A 19256-nucleotide genomic window follows, 5' to 3' on the forward strand; every position below is an offset into this window, starting at 1 on the left:
GAACCTCGGGAGAACCAATGCTTCAGGTGAAGGCTCTGCCTCTTGCGGAGCTTCGCGAGCGCAGCAGCGAGAAGTGGCGGGAGTACCCCGCCGACGTCCTGCCGCTGTTCGTCGCGGAGACCGACTTCCCGCTGGCTCCGGCCATCTCGACGGCGTTGCAGCGTGCGGTGGAGCTCGGCGACACGGGGTATGTCGCCTCGCGGACGCCGCTCGCGGAGTCGTTCGCGGCTTTTGCGAGCCGACGCTACGGGTGGGACCCTGACCCGGCCCGTATGCGCAGCACCGCTGACGTGAGCATGGGGATCGTCGAGATCCTGCGTCGCGTGACGCAGCCGGGGGAGCGGGTCGTCGTGACCCCGCCCGTGTACCCACCCTTCTATGATCTGGTCGCCGAGGCCGGTGCAGAGGTCGAGCGCGTACCGCTTCGCGACACCGGCACCGGCTGGGAGCTCGACATCGACGGGATCCGCGCAGCGTTCGATGACGGTGCGACGGCGATCCTGCTCTGCAACCCGCACAACCCCACCGGCACGGTGCACGATCGGGGCAGTCTCGCCGCGCTGGCGGAGCTGGCCGACGAGTTCGGCGTCGCGGTCGTCTCGGACGAGATCCATGCCCCGCTCGCTCAGCCGGGGACAGGGTTCACCCCTTTCCTGGCCGTGAGCGACGCCGCGCAGAGGGTGGGCTACGCGGTCGTGAGCGCCAGCAAGGCGTTCAACCTCGCAGGCCTCAAATGCGCCCTCATGGTGACGGCCGACGACGAGACCAGTGCTGTCGTTCGGGGTCTTCCGGTCGAGGTCGAATGGCGAACAGGGCAGTTCGGTCTGCTCGCGGCTGTCGCGGCGTTCTCGGAGGAGAGCGATGCGTGGCTCGACGGTCTGCTGCGCACTCTCGAGGAGAACCGCGTGCTGCTCGAGGATCTTCTCGCCGCACGTCTTCCGGGCGCGCGCTACCGCATCCCCGATGCGGGCTACCTCGCCTGGATCGATCTGTCCGCGCTGGAGTGGGGGGACAACCCCGCTCGGCGCATCCTCAAGGACGCCAAGGTGGCCCTGCACTTCGGGCCGGCGTTCGGTGCGGAGGGCGCGGGCCACGTGCGACTGAACTTCGGCACCAGCCCGGAGATCCTCACCGAAGCCATCGAGCGCATCGCGTCGCTCGTCGGCCGATGACCGCCGCGGCCGACGCCGCGACGATCTGGGACCGCCAACGCATCTGGGTGACCCTCGGTGCGGTCGCGCTGATCTTCCTCGCGGCGATCGAGGCTCTGGCCGTCACGACGGTGATGCCGATCGTCAGCGAGGCGCTCGACGGTGAGGCCCTGTTCGCGGTGGCCTTCGCGGGAACCCTGGCGACGAGCGTGATCGGCATGGTCGCGACCGGAGCCTGGTCGGATGCCCGCGGGCCGCGCGGCGCCCTCTACGTCGCGGTGACGCTGTTCATCATCGGCCTGCTGCTCTCGGGCTTCGCCGTCACGATGCATCAGTTCCTGATCGGTCGCCTGGTCCAGGGGCTCGGGACGGGAGGGCAGACGGTCGCACTGTACGTCGTGGTCGCACGCTTGTATCCGCCCCATCTGCACGGTCGGATCTTCGCCGCCTTCGCCGCGGCGTGGGTCGTGCCGTCGATGGTCGGTCCGTTCCTGGCGGGCGCCGTGGCCGAGTACCTCGATTGGCGTTGGGCCTTCCTGGGCGTGGCAGTGCTCACGGCGGGAGCATTCGTGATGATCGCCGTCCGCCTCCGCGGTGTCGACCTCGGGCGGGGAGAGCCGCAGGATCGCCGGGTGCTCGTCGTCCGGCTGGTGCTCGCGGTCGTCGTCGCTGTCCTCGCCGTCGTGGTCGGCTTCTCCGCCGAGATGACCTCATCGATCAGATGGCCGGTGGCGCTCGGCGCCGTGCTGGCGATCGGCTTCGCCGTGCTGCCACTGCTGCCGCGGCGCACCTTGCGGGCAGGGCTGGGGCTTCCGAGCGTGGTGCTCATGCGGGGGATCGTAGCGGGAGCCTTCTTCGCCGCGGAGGCCTACATCCCTTATCTGCTCATGAAGAAGTTCGACTTCAGCGCGACCTGGGCGGGCGTCGCTCTGATGCTCGCGGCCCTCGCCTGGGCGGGGGCCTCTGCCCTGCAGGGACGATTCGGAGAGCGACTGGGGAATCACCGGATCACGAGCATCAGCCTGGGCGCACTCCTGATCGCGATGCTGTGCGTGCTGATGGCCGCGATGTTCGACGTCTCGGCCGCGATCGTCGTGGTCGGCTGGGCATTCGCCGGCGGGGGGATGGGGCTGCTCTATCCACGCCTCACCGTGCTGACCCTGGCGTACTCGAACGAGACCGACCAGGGGTTCAACTCCTCGGCGCTGTCGATCTCGGATGCGGCCGGATCGGCCATCGCCATCGCTCTCGCCGGTCTCGGCGTCGCGACACTCGGCGGAGAAGCCGGCGCTTTCAGTGCGGTCTTCGCGTTCTGTATCGCGCTCGTCGCGCTGGCCGTGGTGCCCGGGCTCAGGCTCGGGCACGCGGCGGAGTCGCCGGTGCAAGGAGAGCTCCCGCGAGGGCGGTGACCCCGAGGTCGAAGACGCGATCGAGCCCGGCGGTGACATCGACGTCGCCGGCGTCGGGCAGGGCGCCGTGGCTGTCGGCGTGCATGCGCTGCTGCACGAGGGTCGCGTGTCCGAGCACGAAGTGCAGGATCGCGGCTCCGCGGTCGTCTGCATCGGAGGCTCCCTGCGCGCGTAGCGCATCGGTCAGCGCGGTCTGCGCCTGCGACGAGCCGAGCTGGAGGGCATAGGTGCTGAGGACGAGCTCCGCGCCGTCGCGGTAGGCGAAGAGGGCGTCGCGGATGCCGCGCGCGGTCGTGAGGACGTCGGCGCTTCCGCGAGGGATCGATGCGGTGATCCGGTCGGCGAGTTCGGCGAGCAGCTCCTGCTTGCTCGCGAAGTGCCAGTAGAGCGCGCTGGGCCGCACGTCGAGCCCGGCGGCGATGCGCCGCATCGAGAGGTCGGCGAGCCCCACCTCGTCGAGCAGGGCGAGGGCGCTCCTGGCCACGCTGTCGCGGTCGTGGCGTGCCGGATTGTGCTCTGGGCTCATGCTCCGATTATAGTGAACGACGTTCAGGTGAACAGTGTTCAGGTCGGTGGCGGAGAGGGTGACGGTGACGGTGGCGAGTTCCTCTCAGGTCGGCGTGGCTCCGATCGCCCTCGACCGGGTGTCGGTGCAACTCGATGGGCGTTCGGTGCTGCATGACATCAGCGTCGAGCTCACGGCTTCCACGATCGCCGTGATCGGGGCGAACGGTTCGGGGAAGTCGACGTTCGCGAGGCTGCTGAACGGACTCATAGCGCCTCACAGCGGTGCGGTACGGGTGCACGGGTACGACACCGTGCACGATCGTGCGGCGGTGCGTCGGCTCGTGGGGTTCGTGTTCACCAATCCGGATGCACAGATCCTCATGCCGACCCCCGCCGAAGACCTCGCGCTGTCGTTGCGCGGTCGCCCGAAGGCGGAAGCGGCCGCCCGCGTCCGGGAGGCCCTCGATACGAACGGACTGGGCGCGCACGCTGGCGCTGCCGCGTCGACGTTGTCGGGTGGACAGAAGCAGATGCTCGCACTGGCATCGGTGCTCATCGCGCAGCCCCGCGTGATCGTCGCCGACGAGCCGACCACGCTCCTGGATCTGCGCAACGCCCGCCGTATCGGCGACCTCCTTCTCGCGCAGCAGGCACAGGCACAGGTGGTGGTGGTCACGCACGACCTCGACCTCGCTGCCCGCTGCGACACTGCGCTGCTCTTCGACGATGGGAGGATCGCCGCCTCCGGCGAGCCGGCGCGCGTGATCGACGCCTACCGCCGGTCGTGCGCATGATCTCGCTCTACCGTCCGGGAACGGGGCTCGTCCACAGAGTGCCGGCAGGGTTCAAACTGGCGGCACTCGCTGTCGGCGCCCTCACGCTCTCGCTGTATCCGCACGACTCGCTGAGCATCGGCGTCTCGCTCGCGATCGTCGTGGGGCTGTACGGCCTGAGCGGATTGCCGTTCCGTGAGCTCGTCACGGAGACCTGGCGTCTGCGCTGGATCGTCCTCGTCCTCGCCGCCGCCCTGCTCATCTTCGTGTCGCCCGTCGCGGCATGGATCAGCACCGGGAGGGTCGTGGCGGTGCTGCTCCTGGCGAACCTGCTGACCTTGACCACCCGGATGTCGGACCTTCTCGCCGTGCTCCACCGTCTCCTCCGTCCACTCCGCCGCGTCGGGGGCGATCCGGCCGCGGTGGCGCTGACGATATCGCTCACCCTCACCACGATCCCGGTGATCGCCGGGTTCGCTGCACGCGTGCGCGAGGCCGAGCTGGCCCGCGATGTGCGCCTGGGCATACGCACCGTCGTGCCGCTGCTGGTGCTCGCGTTGCGGCACGCGGATGATGTCGGCGACGCTCTGGCGGCCCGGGGCCTGGGCTGACTCAGGCCGGTGCAGGCACGCGCACAGTGGTCGGCGGCCGCGGTGTCGATCGCTGGAAGCCCGACAGCGACGACAACCGGAGCGAAGCGCCGATCAGTGCGATCGCGATCAGCGCCGTCGCGACCGACGTGCCGAGCGCCAGAAGAAGCACGATGCCGACGAGACCGCTCAGGGTTCCGATGACGATGCGGCGCGTCGATGTCGTCGCCGCAGGCGCGGCCTGCGACTCGAATCGTGTGAAGGCGACGGCGGCGAGGGCGGTGAGAATCAGAGCCGTCGCCAACCAGAGGGGGCGCCCGGCCCACCAATCCGCGCTGTCCACCTCCGGAAGCCCGGCTCCGGTGACGAGTGCGTACACCGCGGTGACGCCGGCCATCAGCAGCAGCACCGGCATGTGCCAGAGGTAGATCGTCATGGTGCGCACCGTCACGAAGCCGGTGAACGCGGCGACCCGAGGACGCCGGCTGAACCGTTCGAGGCGCTCGCGGTGCAGTGACAGCAGGCTGGTGTGCACGACGCCGACGAGGAGGAGCGCTGCCGTCGGAGGGTTGATGTTCGCGATGAGGTCAGGGGAGTAGATGCCGAAGGCGAAGGTCGCGATGAGCAGCAGGAGGGCCGTGATCCCGGCGGTGGCGCGCACCCGCCTGCGGAGGCGGTCGATGCGACCGTCGGCGAGGAAGAAGCCGAGTTGCTGCAGGGTCATCCACACGAAGGCGAGGTTCAGAAATCCCAGCCCGTCGAGGCCGGTGGCTGCACGCAGCACGTCGACGGCGATCGAGGCGAGCGTCAGCGCGACGATCGTGCGCAGCGGCGCGCGTTCGTGGGCGGAGGCGAGAACCGGGAGCAGGGCTTGGCAGAGCAGGAAGACACCCAGGAACCAGAGCGGCTGGCCGTATCGGAACCCCGCCGTGGCGATGAGGTCGGCGGGAACGCCGAAGACCGTGAGCAGCGCGAGTGCGAGCGCGATGACCGAGATGGTGAAGATCGCAGGACGCAGCAGTCGATGCACACGGCCGGCGACGAAGCCGACGGCCGTGCCTCCGCGCTGACGCATACGCCGGTAGGCCAGCAGCCCGGAGAACCCTCCGATGACGAAGAACAGGGGCATCACCTGCAGGAACCAGCTGAGCGGCGCGATCCACCCCGTCCCGTCGCTGGCGTTGGCGAAGACAGGTCCGGAATCGGTCACCGTGACACCGACCATGATGGCGTGGAGGAGCACGACCCCGAGGACGCAGAGGGCCCGCAGGAAGTCGATCCCGGTGTCGCGGGATGCGCGTGGGGGAGCCGTGATGCTGACGGCGCGCGGTGCCTGGACGATGGCCATGAGTCCTCCTCGGAAGCGGTGTTCCAGGAGACTATGGACGTGGTGCAGGCGAAGGCATCACCCGTGGGTGCCGTCACGACCCCCTACGACGGGGTGAGTCAGGACGACGGTTCGACGAGTCCGGTGTCGTACGCGAGGATCACGGCGTGCACACGATCGCGCAGGTTCAGCTTCGCGAGCACCTTGCCGACATGCGTCTTGACGGTCTGTTCCGCGATGAAGAGCTCGGCGGCGATCTCGGTGTTGGAACGTCCACGGCCGATGAGCACGAGAACCTCGCGCTCGCGATCGGTGAGCTCAGCCAGGGCCGTCGCCGAGCGCGGTGCCCGGGGGCGCCGACCGGCGAACTGCTCGATCATCCGTCGCGTCACGCTGGGCGCCAGCAGCGCATCACCCCCTGCGACGACCCGAACCGCGTGCACGAGCTCCTCCGGCAGCGCGTCCTTCAACAGGAAGCCGCTGGCGCCGGCCTCGAGGGCGTCGTACACGTAGTCGTCGATGTCGAACGTGGTGAGCATCAGGATTCGAGGCACGTGCGCGGCCGGGTAGGAGGGTCCGAGGATGCGACGTGTCGCCTCGATCCCGTCGAGCTCCGGCATCCGTACGTCCATGAGGATCACATCCGGATCGAGACGCGCCGCGAGGGTGACCGCTTCTGCACCGTTCGCTGCCTGCCCGGCGACACGGATACCGTCGTGCGCGTCGAGGAGCGCGGCGAATCCGGCTCGAACCATGGCCTGGTCGTCGGCGATGAGGACGCTGATGATCACAGGCTCTCCTTGTCGGGGGAAGCGGGCGCGGGCGCGCCAGCCGGGTCGGTGTCGAGGGGGAGGACGGCGTCGACATCCCATCCGCCGTCGGACGCGGGGCCGGCGGAGAGACTGCCGCCGAGGATCTCGGCGCGCTCCCGCATGCCTCGGAGCCCGTAGCCGGCCCCGTGGCTCTCGGCGTGGCGCGGTGGGGCGTCGTTGTGCACCAGGATGCGGATGCTGCGGGCTTCGGCCCGCACACGCACGGCGATGCGCGCACCGGGTGCATGTCGCACGGCGTTGCTCAGCGCCTCTTGGACGATGCGGAAGGCGGCGATCTGAACGGCAGGGGTGGCGGAGGCGGCCTCGGTTCCCTCGAGGACGAGCCCGACGTCCACGCCGGCACGGCGGATGCTGTCGACCAGGGCGGGGATGTCGTCGATGCCCTGTTGGGGGGCGAGTTCTGCGCTCTGGTCTTCGGTGCGGAGCACCCCGAGCATGCGTCGCATCTCTGTGAGCGAGGTCCGGGCGGTGGCCGCGATGTCGTCGAACTCCGCGATGGCGGCGGCGTCGAGCTCGGGGATGCGATACTTCGCCGTCGAGGCCTGCACCTGGATCACCGACATGCTGTGGGCGACGACGTCGTGCAATTCCCTGGCGATCCTCGTCCGCTCTTCGACCAGTGCCCTCCTGGCCTCCTCGAGCGCGCTGTGCTCCTTCTCGCGCGTCAGCTCCGCGGCGACTCGGACCCGCCCGGCGATCAGTGCTGAGATGAGGAACATCGCTGATGCGACGGCGGTCGTGACGATGAGGTCGGCGGTGGCGCTGGCGGAAGACGCGGGAAGGGCGACCATATCGGGCCGGAGCACGGGAGCGAGAAGAGAGGCGATGGCGCCGAGGATCAGGGTGAAGGCTCCGATCCGCGTCCCGTGGAGGAACGTCACGACACCCACGAAGAGGACGAAGACCAAGAGCGCCGGGACGGACCAGGGCCAGGGGGATTGGATCGCCAGTTCCGGGATGACGGTGAGCGGGAGGGTGAACGCGCTCGCGGTGAACAGGAGGAGGGCCCAGTGGGGACGGGAGATCGCGAGGAGCGGCGAAGCGCACAACGCGGCTCCGAGGATGAACGACAGCGGCAGCGGGGTGCCGTACAAGACGGTCTGCAGCGGGACGAGTACCGCGTACAGCGCCACGACCGCCGCACCCAGCGCCACGAGGGCTGAGGTGCGGCGGTTGATCCGTTGGCGGAGCGGTGTGCGCTCCCGGCGTCGTGCCATGACTGTCATCCTGCCAGCTGGGGCGCCGGCGCACGGCGGCGACGGGCCGCGGCGATCCGGTCGATCACGAACCCGATGACGAGCGCGATGACGATGCCGAGCCCGGCGCTGAGCAGGGGCTGGTCTTTGATCCAGGCGCCGGCGAGCAGACCGATCGCGAGGCTGAACACGCTCCAGCTGACCCCGGCGATGAGGCTCAGGGGAAGGAAGCGCCGCCAGGGGAAGTGGAGAGCGCCCGCGCTCATGTTGACGGCGACCCGACCGACCGGGATGTAGCGGGCGCCGAGGATCAGTGTGGCGCTGCGACGATCGAGCGCACGTTGGGCGTGAGCGAACGCTGCCGCCACGCGCGGGCGCCGCATCCACGCGAACCGGCCGGTGCCCAGAGCCCGCCCGATGAAGAACGCGACGTTGTCTCCGATGGCCGCACCGACCGCGGCGACGATTCCCAGGAGCACCAGGTTCCCCTCGCCGGTGGATGCGGTCACGGCCGCCGCCGCGACGAGCACGGTCTCGCTCGGGATCGGGGGGAAGAACCCGTCGATGATGGTGACGGCGAAGAGGACCAGGTACAGCCAGGGCGAGGCGATCGCCTGCATGATGAGCTCGTTGATGATGTCCACTCCCGTACGTTATGCAGCGGTCCCCGAGCCGAGCATCCCTCTGGGGTATCGGAGCGCTCACCCTCTGGACTGATCTTGCTGAGCGCGACTCCCGGCGACGCCGCTTATACTGGGAGGCTGGCCGATCGGCCGAACACCCTCCCTGAAAGAACGGACGTCCGCTGTGCTTGCCGTGCACGACCTCGAGATCCGCGTTGGCGCGCGCCTGCTGATGGAGAACGTCTCGTTCCGCGTCGCCGATGGAGACAAGATCGGACTCGTCGGCCGCAACGGGGCCGGGAAGACCACGCTCACCAAGGTGCTCGCGGGTGATGTGCTGCCCTCCGGTGGAAGCGTGACCCGCTCCGGAGAACTCGGCTACCTGCCGCAGGACCCTCGTTCGGGCAATCCCGAAGATCTCGCGCGCACGCGCATCCTCGATGCCCGTGGGCTCGGTCAGCTGAACCTCGGGATGACCGAGGCTGCCCTCGCCATGGGCTCGGACGACCCCGCGGTCGCGGACAAGGCGATGAAGCGCTACGCCCGCCTCACCGAGCAGTTCGAGGCGCAGGGCGGCTACGCGGCCGAGGCGGAGGCGGCGTCCATCGCCAACAACCTCTCGCTGCCCGACCGCATCCTCGACCAGCCGCTGTCGACGCTGTCGGGTGGTCAGCGCCGTCGAATCGAGCTCGCGCGCATCCTCTTCTCTGACGCGCAGACGATGATCCTCGACGAGCCGACCAACCACCTCGACGCCGACAGCGTCGTGTGGCTGCGCGAGTTCCTCAAGGGCTACAAGGGCGGGCTGATCGTGATCAGCCACGATGTCGAGCTCGTCGGCGAGACCGTGAACCGCGTGTTCTACCTCGATGCGAACCGCCAGATCATCGACACGTACAACATGAACTGGAAGAACTACCTGCGTCAGCGGGTGGCCGACGAGGAGCGCCGCAAGAAGGAGCGGGCGAACGCCGAGAAGAAGGCGACGACGCTGCAGCTGCAGGCTGCCCGCTTCGGTGCGAAGGCTTCGAAGGCCGCAGCCGCGCATCAGATGATCGCGCGCGCCGAGAAGCTGCTGGCGGGTCTGGACGAGGTCCGTCAGGAAGACCGGGTCGCGAAGCTGCGCTTCCCGAAGCCGGCGCCCTGCGGCAAGACGCCGATGATGGCGAGCGGACTGTCGAAGTCGTACGGCTCGCTCGAGATCTTCACCGACGTCGACCTGGCGATCGATCGCGGCTCCAAGGTCGTCGTGCTCGGACTCAACGGTGCAGGAAAGACCACCCTGCTGCGGATGCTCGCCGGCGTCGACCAGCCCGATACGGGACAGCTCGAGCCGGGGCACGGCCTCAAGGTCGGCTACTACGCGCAGGAGCACGAGAACCTCGACGTGAACCGCTCGGTGCTCGAGAACATGGTCTCGGCCGCGCCGCACATCACCGAGACCGAGGCGCGCAAGGTGCTCGGGTCGTTCCTGTTCACGGGTGACGACGTGCTCAAGCCCGCAGGGGTCCTCTCCGGTGGAGAGAAGACGCGTCTGTCACTCGCGACGCTCGTGGTCTCGTCCGCGAACCTGCTGCTGCTCGACGAGCCGACCAACAACCTCGACCCCGCATCGCGCGAGGAGATCCTCGGTGCGCTCGCGCACTACGAGGGTGCTGTCGTGCTCGTCTCCCACGATCCGGGCGCCGTGCAGTCCCTCAACCCGGAGCGCGTTCTGATCCTGCCGGACGGCGTCGAGGACATCTGGAGCCAGGAGTACCAGGACCTCATCGAGCTCGCCTGACGCCCCTGGCCACGTGAGCACGTGGCGGATTCGTGGCATAGTCGGGAGCATGCCGACAGCGCAGCCCCCATCTTCGTCAGCGCTCAGAGAGTGGTTGCGTGGGCAGCCTTCTCTTACGGGGGTCGCACCGACGCTCGATCTCGCAGCGCTTCCCGATGATCCTGTGCCGCTCTTCGTCGATTGGATCGGGGAGGCGGCCGAGAGCGGGGTCGCGGAACCGCACGCGGCGACCCTGGCGACGGTCGACGATGACGGCGTGCCGGATGCGAGGACACTGATCCTCAAGGACGTCGACGCGCGAGGATGGGCGTTCGCCGGGACGCGCTCGTCCCGCAAGGGCGAGCAGATCGCCGCACGCGCTGCCGCGGCGTTGAACTTCTGGTGGCAGCCGCTCCGACGGGCTGTGCGGGTCCGGGGAATGATCCAGGAAGCGTCGGAGGCGGAGAGCGCCGCCGATCTCGCCGCGCGGTCGGCTGACGCTCGTCGCGGTGTCGCGCCGGGGGAATGGGTGCTCTGGAGGATCGTCCCGGCGCGGGTCGAGTTCTGGCAGGGAGCGGCGGACCGGAACCACAGCCGGATCGTCTTTCAGCGCACGGACGGCGGCTGGAGCCGCACCGTGACGGGCGAGGTCGCCGGTGTGGCGAGAGATAGAGTCGCAGGGGAGCGGACATGAGCGGTTATCAGGTGCTCGAGATCGGGTCGCTCGACGAGTGGCGCACCCACCATGGTGGCTTCGATGCCGCACGATCGCGCGACGGGCGTCGCGTCGTCGACCATGAGCTGACGATGCAGTACATCGGGATGACCGCGAACGCGTTGGAGCCGGGCGAAGAGGCCGGCTACTGGCACGTGCACCGGAAGATCGAAGAGGTCTACGTGTTCCTCGGAGGGCGAGGGCAGATGGGGCTGGACGACGATGTGGTGGAGGTCGGCCCCGGTACCGTGATCCGCGTCGGTCAGGGCGTCGCTCGCACGTGGCGGGCGCGACCGGACAGTCCGGGCGAACTGCGCTGGCTCTGTCTCCGCGCCGGCGGCGAGGAACTGCCGCACCTTCCGGACGACAGCTCGCGGCTGCCGGAGCGCCCGATGCCATGGTCGGACCGACCGAGCACCGGCTGAAGAGTCACCGCACGTCGAGCAGTTCGTCCTCGACGTCGGCGTCGTGGTCCTTGCGGCGCGACTTCTTGACGGGGGCTTGGACTCCCTCGACCTCCTCGCGGTGCTTCACGATCTCCGTCCGGATGATGTATCCGATGAAGATGAAGCCCATCAGCGCGAAGAGGATCCACTGGATCGCATACGACAGGTGCGGACCCGGATCGTCGGTGGGGGAGTCGAATCCGCCCAGTGCCCCTGCGCCGGCCGGTTCTTCGTTCATCACCCGTCCGTAGGCTCCGGTGATCACGTCACCGTCGACGAGATCGGCGATGGTCGGCAGATTGATGGTCGGCACCTGACCTTCGGGCGCGCCACGTCCCGATGCCGGAACCTGCTCGCCCGGTCGAAGACGAACGGTGACCTCGGCTTCGCCCTTCGGCGGCGCCGGAACGGAATCCGGTGCGTCTCCGTCACCCGGCGGCACCCATCCACGGTCGACGATGAAGACGCGGCCATCGGCATCGCGGAACGGGACGAGCACCTCGAAGGCACTCGTCCCGCCGTGCGGCCGGTTGCGCACCAGGAGCTGCTGGTCGGCCAGGTACTCGCCCTGCAGGGTCACCGGACGCCACTCGTCGGAGGGATCGAGCGCGCCGTCCTCCCCGATGAGGTCGGAGAGCGGGACCGGCTTCGCGTCGTAGTTCTGCTCGACGAGCTCGATCTGCGCGGCGCGTGACTCGTTGCGCTCGAACTGCCAGTGCGACAGGAACACGCAGGCGATCGCGAAGCCGATCGCGATGAGCACGTACACGCCCCAGCGGGTCAGCCGTCGACTCATGCGGGGACTCCGTCGCGGACGGTCACCGGGAAGTCACGTGCCGCGAGGTAGTCGCGGAGGTAGTCCACGTGTTCGTCGCACGCCAACCAGATCTTCTCCCGGTCGGCGGCATGGATGCGGGGATTGCGCCACACGACCTGTCTGGTCGCCGCGCTCCGGCAGCCGGCGCGCGAACATACGAGGTCTGTCATCGGTCCTTCGGGCCTTCGTGGATCGTGAACACCGGGGGAGTGGTCGTGTCGGTCTCGATCGGCGTCGGCCCCGGGGCAGCGAGCTCCTGCACCGGCGACTCGGCACCGGTTTCGGTGCTGTCGCTGCCGGCGTTGGCGAAGACCACGGCGATGTACGGCAGCACGGCCGCGGAGACACCGAAGACCCAGGTGTACCACCCGTACGGCTGGACCAGCACCATGAGCGCGAAGCACGCGATGCGGATGGACATCGTCAGGACATAACGGCGCACACGATGGTCAGCCTCATCCCGCGGAGACTGCGGCAGTGAGGTGACGGCCGGGACTTGACGCGCGTTCTTCACGATGCCTCAAGCCTACGCCGGTACGAGCCTCCCGGCGTGCCGTTGCTCCCGCTCAGCCCGAGAAGAGGAAAGGCAGGCTGAAAGCGCCGACGAACAGGAAGCTGATGATGGTGCCCACGAGCGTGATGGCACTGAGCGCGATCACCGCGTACCCGAGGATCAGGCCGGCGATGGCGAGGCCGCGCCCGCCGATCCCGGGGTCGCGCTTGATCTGTCCGAGTGCCATGTGACCGGTGATGACCGCCGCGATCGACGCGAGGACCGGGATGAGGGCCCAGAACAGGACGACCCCGGCGATTCCGCAGATCAGCGCTGCGGCGGCGAGTCCACTCGTGGGACGCGGCGCGACGGCGGGGTAGGTCGGTGCAGCGTACGGGGCGTATGCCGCTTGTGCGGGCGGGAGTCCGCCGGGGGGTGCATAGGTGGGCGGGGCACCGGGATAGCTCTGCGTCGGCTGCGGCGGGGGCTGCACCGGGTACGCGGGAAGCGCAGCGGCGGACGCAGGGGCTGCGGGAATCCGGACCGGGGGTGGTGGCGGTGTGAACGGCGGCTCGGCACCGGGAGACGGGATGTGGTTTTCGCTCACGAGGAAGCCTTTCGTCTCGAACAGAGTCCCAGCAGCGTCCAGACCTGTCTAACGCGGGACGACGGTCGTCGCGGGCATCGTCGGTAGGATCGATGACGGCTCGGAACCCCGAGCCACCGGCCCAGAGCAGGAGTGTCCCCATGAGCGCTGAGCGCGTCGTCCTCGTCACCGGCGGAAACCGCGGCATCGGTCGTGCGATCGCGGAGCGTTTCGTGCGGGACGGTTACCGCGTCGCGGTCACCGCTCGCAGCGGCGAAGGGCCGGAGGGGACCCTCACCGTCCGGGCGGATGTCACGGATGCCGCCGCCATCGACGCGGCGTTCACCGAGGTGGAGCAGCAGCTCGGACCGGTGGAGATCGTCGTCGCGAATGCCGGCATCACCAAGGACACCCTGCTGATGCGCATGAGTGAAGACGACTTCGACAGCGTGGTCGCGACGAATCTGGGAGGCACGTTCCGCGTCGTCAAGCGTGCCTCGAAGGGCATGCTCCGCGCACGCTTCGGCCGCATCATCCTGATCTCGAGCGTCGTGGGCCTCTACGGCTCCGCCGGCCAGGCCAACTACTCGGCCTCGAAGAGCGCTCTGGTCGGCTTCGCGCGATCGATCACCCGTGAACTCGGCGCGCGCGGGATCACCGCCAACGTCGTCGCTCCCGGATTCATCGAGACCGACATGACCGCGGAGCTCCCCGAAGAGACCCAGAAGCAGTACAAGGCGAGCATCCCGGCCGCACGCTTCGCCACACCCGATGAGGTCGCGGGTGTGGTGACATGGCTCGCGGGCGACGACGCCGGGTACATCTCGGGCGCGGTCATCCCCGTCGACGGCGGTCTCGGGATGGGACACTGACCGCGATCTGGTCGTTCAGCGCGCGATCACCGCGCTGAGGAGTTCGCCGAGCCGCTCGGGAGCGGAGAACTGCGGCCAGTGGCCGGAGCCGATGCGCACGACCTCGGCGTCGTCGATCGCACGGTACTCGTCGCCGTACGCGCCCCACTGACCGATCATCCCCTCGAACGCGCCTTGATCGAGGCCGCCCATCAGCAGCGTCACCGGAACCCGATGACGGGAGGGGTTCTCGAGCGCGATGCCGTCGGTCGGCACCCTCGCGGGAACACTGCGGGTGAGCGGAGCCGTGCGCGCTCGCGTCGCGTCGTCGAGGTCGCTCACGTCGTCGTCCGGGAAGAAGCTCCATCCGGGGAAGGGCACGACTCCGTCGACGATCTCGAACTCGCTGATCCCGCTCCCCGGCGGCGGCGGAACCGTGTCGACGAAGACGACCCGGTCCAGGCGCTCAGGGCGCGCATCAGCGACGCCCCATGCGACGTTCCCGCCGCCGCTGTGGCCGACCACCACGACTTTTCCCGGCAGGGAATCGACGGCATCGACGGCAGCGGCGATCCACTCGGCGATGCCGATCTCCGACGAAGCCGAGGCGGGCGCGCCAAGACCGGGGAGGGTCAGCGGATGTGCGCGATGCCCGGCCTGTTCGAGGCGTGGGATCACCTCTTCCCAGCTGGACGCATCGAGCCAGAGTCCCGGGATGAGGATGATGTCCATGAGCAGACGCTAGTCGTGGCTTCGGACATTCTCCACCGGTGTCCGCCTATGGCAGGAGGGCGATGACCTCGGCCAGATCCTGCGGGCCGATCACGAGGCTCGCGGCCTTGCGCACGGCGGGCTTCGCGTTGAAGGCGAGGCCGAGACCGGCGACCGCCATCATCGGCAGGTCGTTCGCGCCGTCGCCGACCGCGATGGTCGCATGCGGGGCGACGCCGAGCTCTGCCGCCCACTCCCGAAGGGAAGAGGCCTTCGCCGTGCCGTCGACGATGTCACCGTCGACCTGGCCCGACAGCACGCCGTCTGCGATGTCGAGTCGGTTGGCTCGCCAGCGATCGACGCCGAGGGCGGGCGCGACGCTGTCGAGGATCTCGTGGAAGCCTCCAGAGACGACGCCGACGACGCCTCCACGTGCGTGGACAGCCGCGGTGAGCTCACGCACGCCGGGCGTGGGCTCGATCCGTGCACGCACGCGCTCGAAGGCCGACACCGGCACGCCTCGCAGGGCCGCGACCCGGGTGCGCAGGCTCGTCGAGAAATCGACCTCTCCGCGCATCGCCGCCTCCGTCGCCGCCTGCACCTCGGCGCGCCGTCCGGCCTCGTCGGCGAGCAGCTCGATCACCTCGTTGCGGATGAGTGTGGAGTCGGCATCGAGGACGACGAGGAATCGCGCGGCAGTCACCCGTCGAGCCTAGCGATCACTCGAGCGGTCGACATGCCGCGTGACGCGCTCAGCGGTCGATGAAGACGCCCTTGCCCACGACGGTTATACCGGACTCGGTGACGGTGAAGCCACGCGCGAGGTCTCGTTCGCGGTCCACGCCGACCGTCGCTCCGTCGGCGAGCACCACGTTCTTGTCGAGGATCGCCCGATGGATGCGTGCTCCCTGGCCGACGTGCACATGGTCGAACACCACCGAGTCCGTGATGGTCGATCCTCCTCCGGCGAGCGTCCACGGGCCGACCACGCTGCGTTCCAGGTGCGTGCCCGACAGCACGGAACCGAGCGAGACGATCGAATCGATCGCGTTGCCGATGCGCCCGACCGAGTCTCGGACGAACTTCGCCGGCGGGGAGTTGACCGCCTGCGAATGGATCGGCCACTCCATGTTGTAGAGGTTGAACACCGGCAGCGTCGAGATGAGGTCCCTGTGCGCGTCGAAGAACGAGTCGATCGTTCCCACGTCCCGCCAGTACGACCGGTCACGTGGCGATGACCCGGGAACCTCGTTCTGCTTCATGTCGTAGTAGCCCGCCTCGCCGCGCTCCACGAAGTACGGGACGATGTCGCCACCCATGTCGTGTCCCGATACCGGAGACTCGCCGTCGGCCTCGACGGCGGCGATCAGCGCGTCGGCGTCGAAGATGTAGTTGCCCATCGAGGCCAGCACCTCGTGGGGCGAGTCCTCGAGGCCCGCGATGTCGGTCGGCTTCTCCAGGAACTGCTTGATCCGTCCGGATTCCGCGTCGGCGTCGATCACGCCGAACTGCGATGCGAGCGCGAGCGGCTGGCGGATGCCGGCGACGGTCGCCTTCGCACCGGACGCGATGTGCGCCTCGAGCATCTGGCGGAAGTCCATGCGGTACACGTGGTCGGCGCCGATCACGACGACGATGTCCGGCTTCTCGTCGTTGATGAGGTTCATGCTCTGCAGGATCGCGTCGGCGGAGCCGGAGAACCACCGCTTGCCGAGACGCTGCTGGGCCGGCACAGAGGTCACGTACGAGTCGAGGAGGGCTGACATCCGCCAGGTCTGCGAGATGTGCCGGTCGAGGCTGTGCGATTTGTACTGCGTCAGCACCACGATCTGCCGCAGCCCTGAGTTGATGAGGTTCGAGATCGCGAAGTCGATGAGTCTGTACTGTCCGCCGAAGGGCACTGCGGGTTTCGCTCTATCGGCCGTGAGAGGCATGAGGCGCTTGCCCTCGCCGCCGGCGAGGATGATCCCGAAGACCTTCTTTGGAGCGGACATGGCTCCACCATAGATGCCATCATCGTCGCTGTACTAGCGTTCAGACATGCGAGTTGAAATGATCACGAAGGAGTACCCGCCGGAGGTCTACGGCGGTGCCGGCGTGCACGTCGCCGAGCTCGTCGCGGCCCTCAGGAAGCACGTCGACGTGCGGGTCCGCGCGTTCGGATCTCCCCGTGACGAGGCGGGTACGTTCGCCTACCGCACGCCCGCGGAGCTCGCCGGGGCGAACGCCGCTCTGCAGACGCTCGGCACGGATCTGGAGATCGTCTCGGCCATCGCCGAGGCCGATCTGGTGCACAGCCACACCTGGTACGCGAACTTCGCCGGTCACCTCGCTTCGCAGCTCCACGGAATCCCGCACGTCCTCACGGCGCACAGCCTCGAACCCCTCCGGCCGTGGAAGGCGGAGCAGCTCGGTGGCGGCTATGCCGTCTCGAGCGGGATCGAGCGCCTGGCCTACGAGAACGCCGCGGCGGTGATCGCCGTGAGCGCGGGGATGCGTGCAGACATCCTGCGCAGCTACCCGCACGTCGATCCGGCGAAGGTGCGGGTGATCCACAACGGGATCGACGTCGAACGCTGGCGTCCGGTGCGCGACGACGAGTTCCTGCGGTCGATCGGCATGGACCCCGCCCGACCGTCCGTCGTCTTCGTCGGGCGCATCACGAGGCAGAAGGGGCTGCCGTATCTGCTGCAGGCCGCGCGTCTGCTGCCGCCCGAGGTGCAACTGGTGCTCTGCGCCGGGGCTCCGGACACACCGGAGATCATGGCGGAGGTCCACGAGGGAGTCCGGCTGCTCCAACGGGAGAGAGACGGAGTCATCTGGATCGAGCGGATGCTGCCGCGCGACGAGCTCTCGGCGATCCTCACGGCTGCGACGACGTTCGTCTGTCCGTCTGTCTATGAGCCGCTCGGGATCGTGAACCTCGAGGCGATGGCGTGCGGCGCGGCGGTCGTCGGAACCGCGACCGGCGGGATCCCCGAGGTCGTCGCCGACGGCGTGACCGGGCGTCTCGTCCCGATCGAGCAGGTACAGGACGGCACGGGTACGCCGGTCGATCCGGAGCGCTACGTCGCGGATCTGGCCGCGGTGCTCACGGAGGTCGCGATGGACCCGGATCGGGCACGCGCGTACGGCGAGGCCGGACGGGAGCGGGCGCGCAACGAGTTCAGCTGGGCCGCGATCGCCGAGACGACGCGCGCGCTCTACGTGGAGCTGACCGCATGAGCCGATAGGCTGGAGGCATGCCGAGCGCTCTGGAATTCACCGACGTCGTCGTGCGCCGTGAGGGGCGCAACATCATCGATCACGTGACGTGGAAGGTCGACGATGATCAGCGATGGGTGATCCTCGGCCCGAACGGCGCGGGCAAGACGACGCTCCTGCAATTGGCCGACACCCTCATGCATCCGACGGCGGGAACGGTGACGGTGCTGGGGGAGACCCTCGGTCGCACCGACGTGTTCGAGGTGCGCCCGCGCATCGGCTTCGCCTCGTCGGCGATGGCCAAGCGGGTGCCTCGTGATGAGACGGTCCTCAACACCGTGCTCACCGCCGCATACTCCGTGCTCGGCCGTTGGAACGAGAACTACGAGGACATCGACGAGCGTCGCGCGCTCCGGGTCCTCGGCGACTGGCGCCTCGACCACCTGGCCGACCGCACCTTCGGCACGCTGAGCGACGGAGAGCAGAAGAGGGTCCAGATCGCGCGTGCCGTCATGACCGACCCGGAGCTGCTGCTGCTCGACGAGCCGACGGCCTCGCTCGATCTCGGCTCCCGTGAAGAGCTGCTCGCGCTCCTCAGCGGGTACGCCTCGTCTCCGACCACCCCCGCCATGCTGATGGTCACGCACCACGTGGAGGAGATCCCCGTGGGATTCACTCACGTGATGCTGATCCGCGAGGGCGCCGTCGTCGCCGCGGGTCCGATCGCCGAGACGCTCACGGCCGAGGCGCTCACCGACACGTTCGGCATGCCGATCGTGCTCAGCAGCGAAGACGGCCGCTACGCCGCCCGCGCGGCATCCTGATCCGGGTCTGATAGAATCGACCCTTGGTGCTCTCTGCACCGCAGACTTCCCTCGTCCCTGGCACAATCCAGGGCAGCAACTAAGGAATCCCATGAAGACTGACATTCACCCCGAGTACAAGGCTGTCGTGTTCCGCGACCTCGGCTCGGGAGAGACGTTCCTCACCCGTTCGACCGTCTCGAGCGACAAGACCATCGAGCTGGACGGTGTGGAGTACCCCGTCATCGACGTCGAGATCTCCTCGGCTTCGCACCCGTTCTACACGGGCAAGCAGCGCATCATGGACTCGGCCGGCCGCGTCGAGAAGTTCAACCAGCGCTTCAAGGGCTTCGGCGGCTCGTCCAAGTAACGACCGCCAACGCAGAAGGCCCCATGCTCCTCGGAGCGTGGGGCCTTCTGCGTTCCCCGGGCACTGCGTTCGCGGCCGTGCCCGAAGCC

General features: G+C 68.6%; 23 protein-coding genes. 11 read left to right on the forward strand and 12 right to left on the reverse strand.

Translation table 11 applies throughout. From position 1 onward, the window contains the following. Nucleotides 1-17: 17 nt before the first annotated feature. Nucleotides 18-1172, forward strand: coding sequence for a MalY/PatB family protein (locus ACIQLD_RS01400; protein ID WP_402604190.1), 1155 nt, complete (start codon nt 18-20; stop codon nt 1170-1172). Next, nucleotides 1169-2560 (forward strand): MFS transporter, encoded by a 1392-nt coding sequence (locus ACIQLD_RS01405; RefSeq protein WP_402604193.1) that lies wholly within the window; start codon nt 1169-1171, stop codon nt 2558-2560. Before ACIQLD_RS01400 ends, ACIQLD_RS01405 begins: the two co-directional genes overlap by 4 nt. Here ACIQLD_RS01405 and ACIQLD_RS01410 read toward each other — a convergent pair. Then, nucleotides 2502-3086, reverse strand: coding sequence for a TetR family transcriptional regulator (locus ACIQLD_RS01410; protein WP_402604195.1), 585 nt, complete (start codon nt 3084-3086; stop codon nt 2502-2504). The two genes, ACIQLD_RS01405 and ACIQLD_RS01410, sit on opposite strands and share 59 nt — an antisense overlap. A 70-nt stretch (nt 3087-3156) precedes the next feature. Between ACIQLD_RS01410 and ACIQLD_RS01415 the strand changes: the two genes are divergently transcribed. Both ACIQLD_RS01415 and ACIQLD_RS01420 read left to right on the forward strand, forming a co-directional pair. Beyond that, a complete protein-coding gene (locus ACIQLD_RS01415) occupies nt 3157-3861 on the forward strand; it encodes an energy-coupling factor ABC transporter ATP-binding protein (protein ID WP_402604198.1) in 705 nt (234 codons plus the stop codon). Further along, entirely contained in the window at nt 3858-4451 is a 594-nt protein-coding gene (locus tag ACIQLD_RS01420) for a CbiQ family ECF transporter T component (RefSeq protein ID WP_402604200.1), read from the forward strand. Before ACIQLD_RS01415 ends, ACIQLD_RS01420 begins: the two co-directional genes overlap by 4 nt. A gap of 1 nt (nt 4452) precedes the next feature. Here the strand turns inward: ACIQLD_RS01420 and ACIQLD_RS01425 are convergent, their stop codons facing one another. The 4 genes from ACIQLD_RS01425 to ACIQLD_RS01440 all read right to left on the reverse strand — a co-directional run bounded on the left by ACIQLD_RS01425 (nt 4453) and on the right by ACIQLD_RS01440 (nt 8430). Beyond that, nucleotides 4453-5778 (reverse strand): acyltransferase, encoded by a 1326-nt coding sequence (locus ACIQLD_RS01425; RefSeq protein ID WP_402604202.1) that lies wholly within the window; start codon nt 5776-5778, stop codon nt 4453-4455. A gap of 98 nt (nt 5779-5876) precedes the next feature. After that, nucleotides 5877-6548, reverse strand: coding sequence for a response regulator (locus tag ACIQLD_RS01430; protein WP_402604204.1), 672 nt, complete (start codon nt 6546-6548; stop codon nt 5877-5879). Then, nucleotides 6545-7807: a sensor histidine kinase gene (locus ACIQLD_RS01435; RefSeq protein WP_402604206.1), complete on the reverse strand. Its 1263-nt coding sequence runs from the start codon at nt 7805-7807 to the stop codon at nt 6545-6547. The genes ACIQLD_RS01430 and ACIQLD_RS01435 overlap by 4 nt, the downstream gene beginning before the upstream one ends. A 5-nt stretch (nt 7808-7812) precedes the next feature. Beyond that, a complete protein-coding gene (locus ACIQLD_RS01440; RefSeq protein ID WP_402604209.1) occupies nt 7813-8430 on the reverse strand; it encodes a DedA family protein in 618 nt (205 codons plus the stop codon). A 163-nt stretch (nt 8431-8593) separates the two neighbouring features. Here ACIQLD_RS01440 and abc-f point away from each other — a divergent pair, with 163 nt between their 5' ends. The 3 genes from abc-f to ACIQLD_RS01455 are packed head-to-tail and all read left to right on the forward strand — an operon-like array spanning nt 8594 to nt 11311. Next, nucleotides 8594-10192 carry a ribosomal protection-like ABC-F family protein gene (gene abc-f, locus ACIQLD_RS01445; protein ID WP_029261766.1) on the forward strand — a complete coding sequence of 533 codons (1599 nt, stop codon included), beginning with the start codon at nt 8594-8596 and terminating at the stop codon, nt 10190-10192. Between the two features lie 49 nt (nt 10193-10241). Beyond that, nucleotides 10242-10865 carry a pyridoxal 5'-phosphate synthase gene (locus ACIQLD_RS01450; RefSeq protein ID WP_402604211.1) on the forward strand — a complete coding sequence of 208 codons (624 nt, stop codon included), beginning with the start codon at nt 10242-10244 and terminating at the stop codon, nt 10863-10865. After that, nucleotides 10862-11311, forward strand: coding sequence for a cupin domain-containing protein (locus tag ACIQLD_RS01455; protein ID WP_402604213.1), 450 nt, complete (start codon nt 10862-10864; stop codon nt 11309-11311). The genes ACIQLD_RS01450 and ACIQLD_RS01455 overlap by 4 nt, the downstream gene beginning before the upstream one ends. 4 nt (nt 11312-11315) lie before the next feature. Here ACIQLD_RS01455 and ACIQLD_RS01460 read toward each other — a convergent pair whose 3' ends face one another. The 4 genes from ACIQLD_RS01460 to ACIQLD_RS01475 are packed head-to-tail and all read right to left on the reverse strand — an operon-like array spanning nt 11316 to nt 13249. Next, on the reverse strand, nt 11316-12128 hold the full coding sequence (locus tag ACIQLD_RS01460) for an SURF1 family protein (protein WP_402604216.1): 813 nt from the start codon (nt 12126-12128) through the stop codon (nt 11316-11318). Then, on the reverse strand, nt 12125-12319 hold the full coding sequence (locus tag ACIQLD_RS01465) for a hypothetical protein (protein ID WP_402604218.1): 195 nt from the start codon (nt 12317-12319) through the stop codon (nt 12125-12127). The genes ACIQLD_RS01460 and ACIQLD_RS01465 overlap by 4 nt, the downstream gene beginning before the upstream one ends. Then, nucleotides 12316-12663, reverse strand: a complete 348-nt coding sequence (locus tag ACIQLD_RS01470) for a DUF3099 domain-containing protein (protein ID WP_402604221.1) — start codon at nt 12661-12663, stop codon at nt 12316-12318. The genes ACIQLD_RS01465 and ACIQLD_RS01470 overlap by 4 nt, the downstream gene beginning before the upstream one ends. 52 nt (nt 12664-12715) lie before the next feature. Beyond that, nucleotides 12716-13249 (reverse strand): DUF4190 domain-containing protein, encoded by a 534-nt coding sequence (locus tag ACIQLD_RS01475; protein WP_402604224.1) that lies wholly within the window; start codon nt 13247-13249, stop codon nt 12716-12718. 140 nt (nt 13250-13389) lie between these two features. On the opposite strand from ACIQLD_RS01475, the gene ACIQLD_RS01480 reads away from it, so the two are divergent. Beyond that, a complete protein-coding gene (locus ACIQLD_RS01480) occupies nt 13390-14100 on the forward strand; it encodes a beta-ketoacyl-ACP reductase (protein ID WP_402604227.1) in 711 nt (236 codons plus the stop codon). 15 nt (nt 14101-14115) lie between these two features. Here the strand turns inward: ACIQLD_RS01480 and ACIQLD_RS01485 are convergent, their stop codons facing one another. Genes ACIQLD_RS01485 through ACIQLD_RS01495 form a run of 3 tightly spaced genes read right to left on the reverse strand, consistent with a single transcriptional unit; the run spans nt 14116 to nt 16784 of the window. Beyond that, on the reverse strand, nt 14116-14811 hold the full coding sequence (locus ACIQLD_RS01485) for an alpha/beta fold hydrolase (RefSeq protein WP_402604229.1): 696 nt from the start codon (nt 14809-14811) through the stop codon (nt 14116-14118). A gap of 46 nt (nt 14812-14857) precedes the next feature. Beyond that, entirely contained in the window at nt 14858-15493 is a 636-nt protein-coding gene (gene serB, locus ACIQLD_RS01490; RefSeq protein WP_402604231.1) for a phosphoserine phosphatase SerB, read from the reverse strand. 49 nt (nt 15494-15542) lie between these two features. Further along, entirely contained in the window at nt 15543-16784 is a 1242-nt protein-coding gene (locus tag ACIQLD_RS01495) for a glucose-1-phosphate adenylyltransferase (RefSeq protein ID WP_402604233.1), read from the reverse strand. A 46-nt stretch (nt 16785-16830) separates the two neighbouring features. Between ACIQLD_RS01495 and glgA the strand changes: the two genes are divergently transcribed. The 3 genes from glgA (at nt 16831) to ACIQLD_RS01510 (ending at nt 19167) form a co-directional block, all read left to right on the forward strand. Beyond that, nucleotides 16831-18015, forward strand: coding sequence for a glycogen synthase (gene glgA / locus ACIQLD_RS01500; RefSeq protein ID WP_402604235.1), 1185 nt, complete (start codon nt 16831-16833; stop codon nt 18013-18015). Between the two features lie 17 nt (nt 18016-18032). Beyond that, entirely contained in the window at nt 18033-18818 is a 786-nt protein-coding gene (locus tag ACIQLD_RS01505) for an ABC transporter ATP-binding protein (protein WP_402604238.1), read from the forward strand. Nucleotides 18819-18909: 91 nt separating this feature from the next. Continuing rightward, nucleotides 18910-19167 (forward strand): type B 50S ribosomal protein L31, encoded by a 258-nt coding sequence (locus ACIQLD_RS01510; RefSeq protein WP_021200734.1) that lies wholly within the window; start codon nt 18910-18912, stop codon nt 19165-19167. The last annotated feature ends 89 nt before the right edge of the window (nt 19168-19256 follow it).

The organism is Microbacterium sp. NPDC091662, assembly GCF_044756705.1.
Classification (GTDB): domain Bacteria; phylum Actinomycetota; class Actinomycetes; order Actinomycetales; family Microbacteriaceae; genus Microbacterium.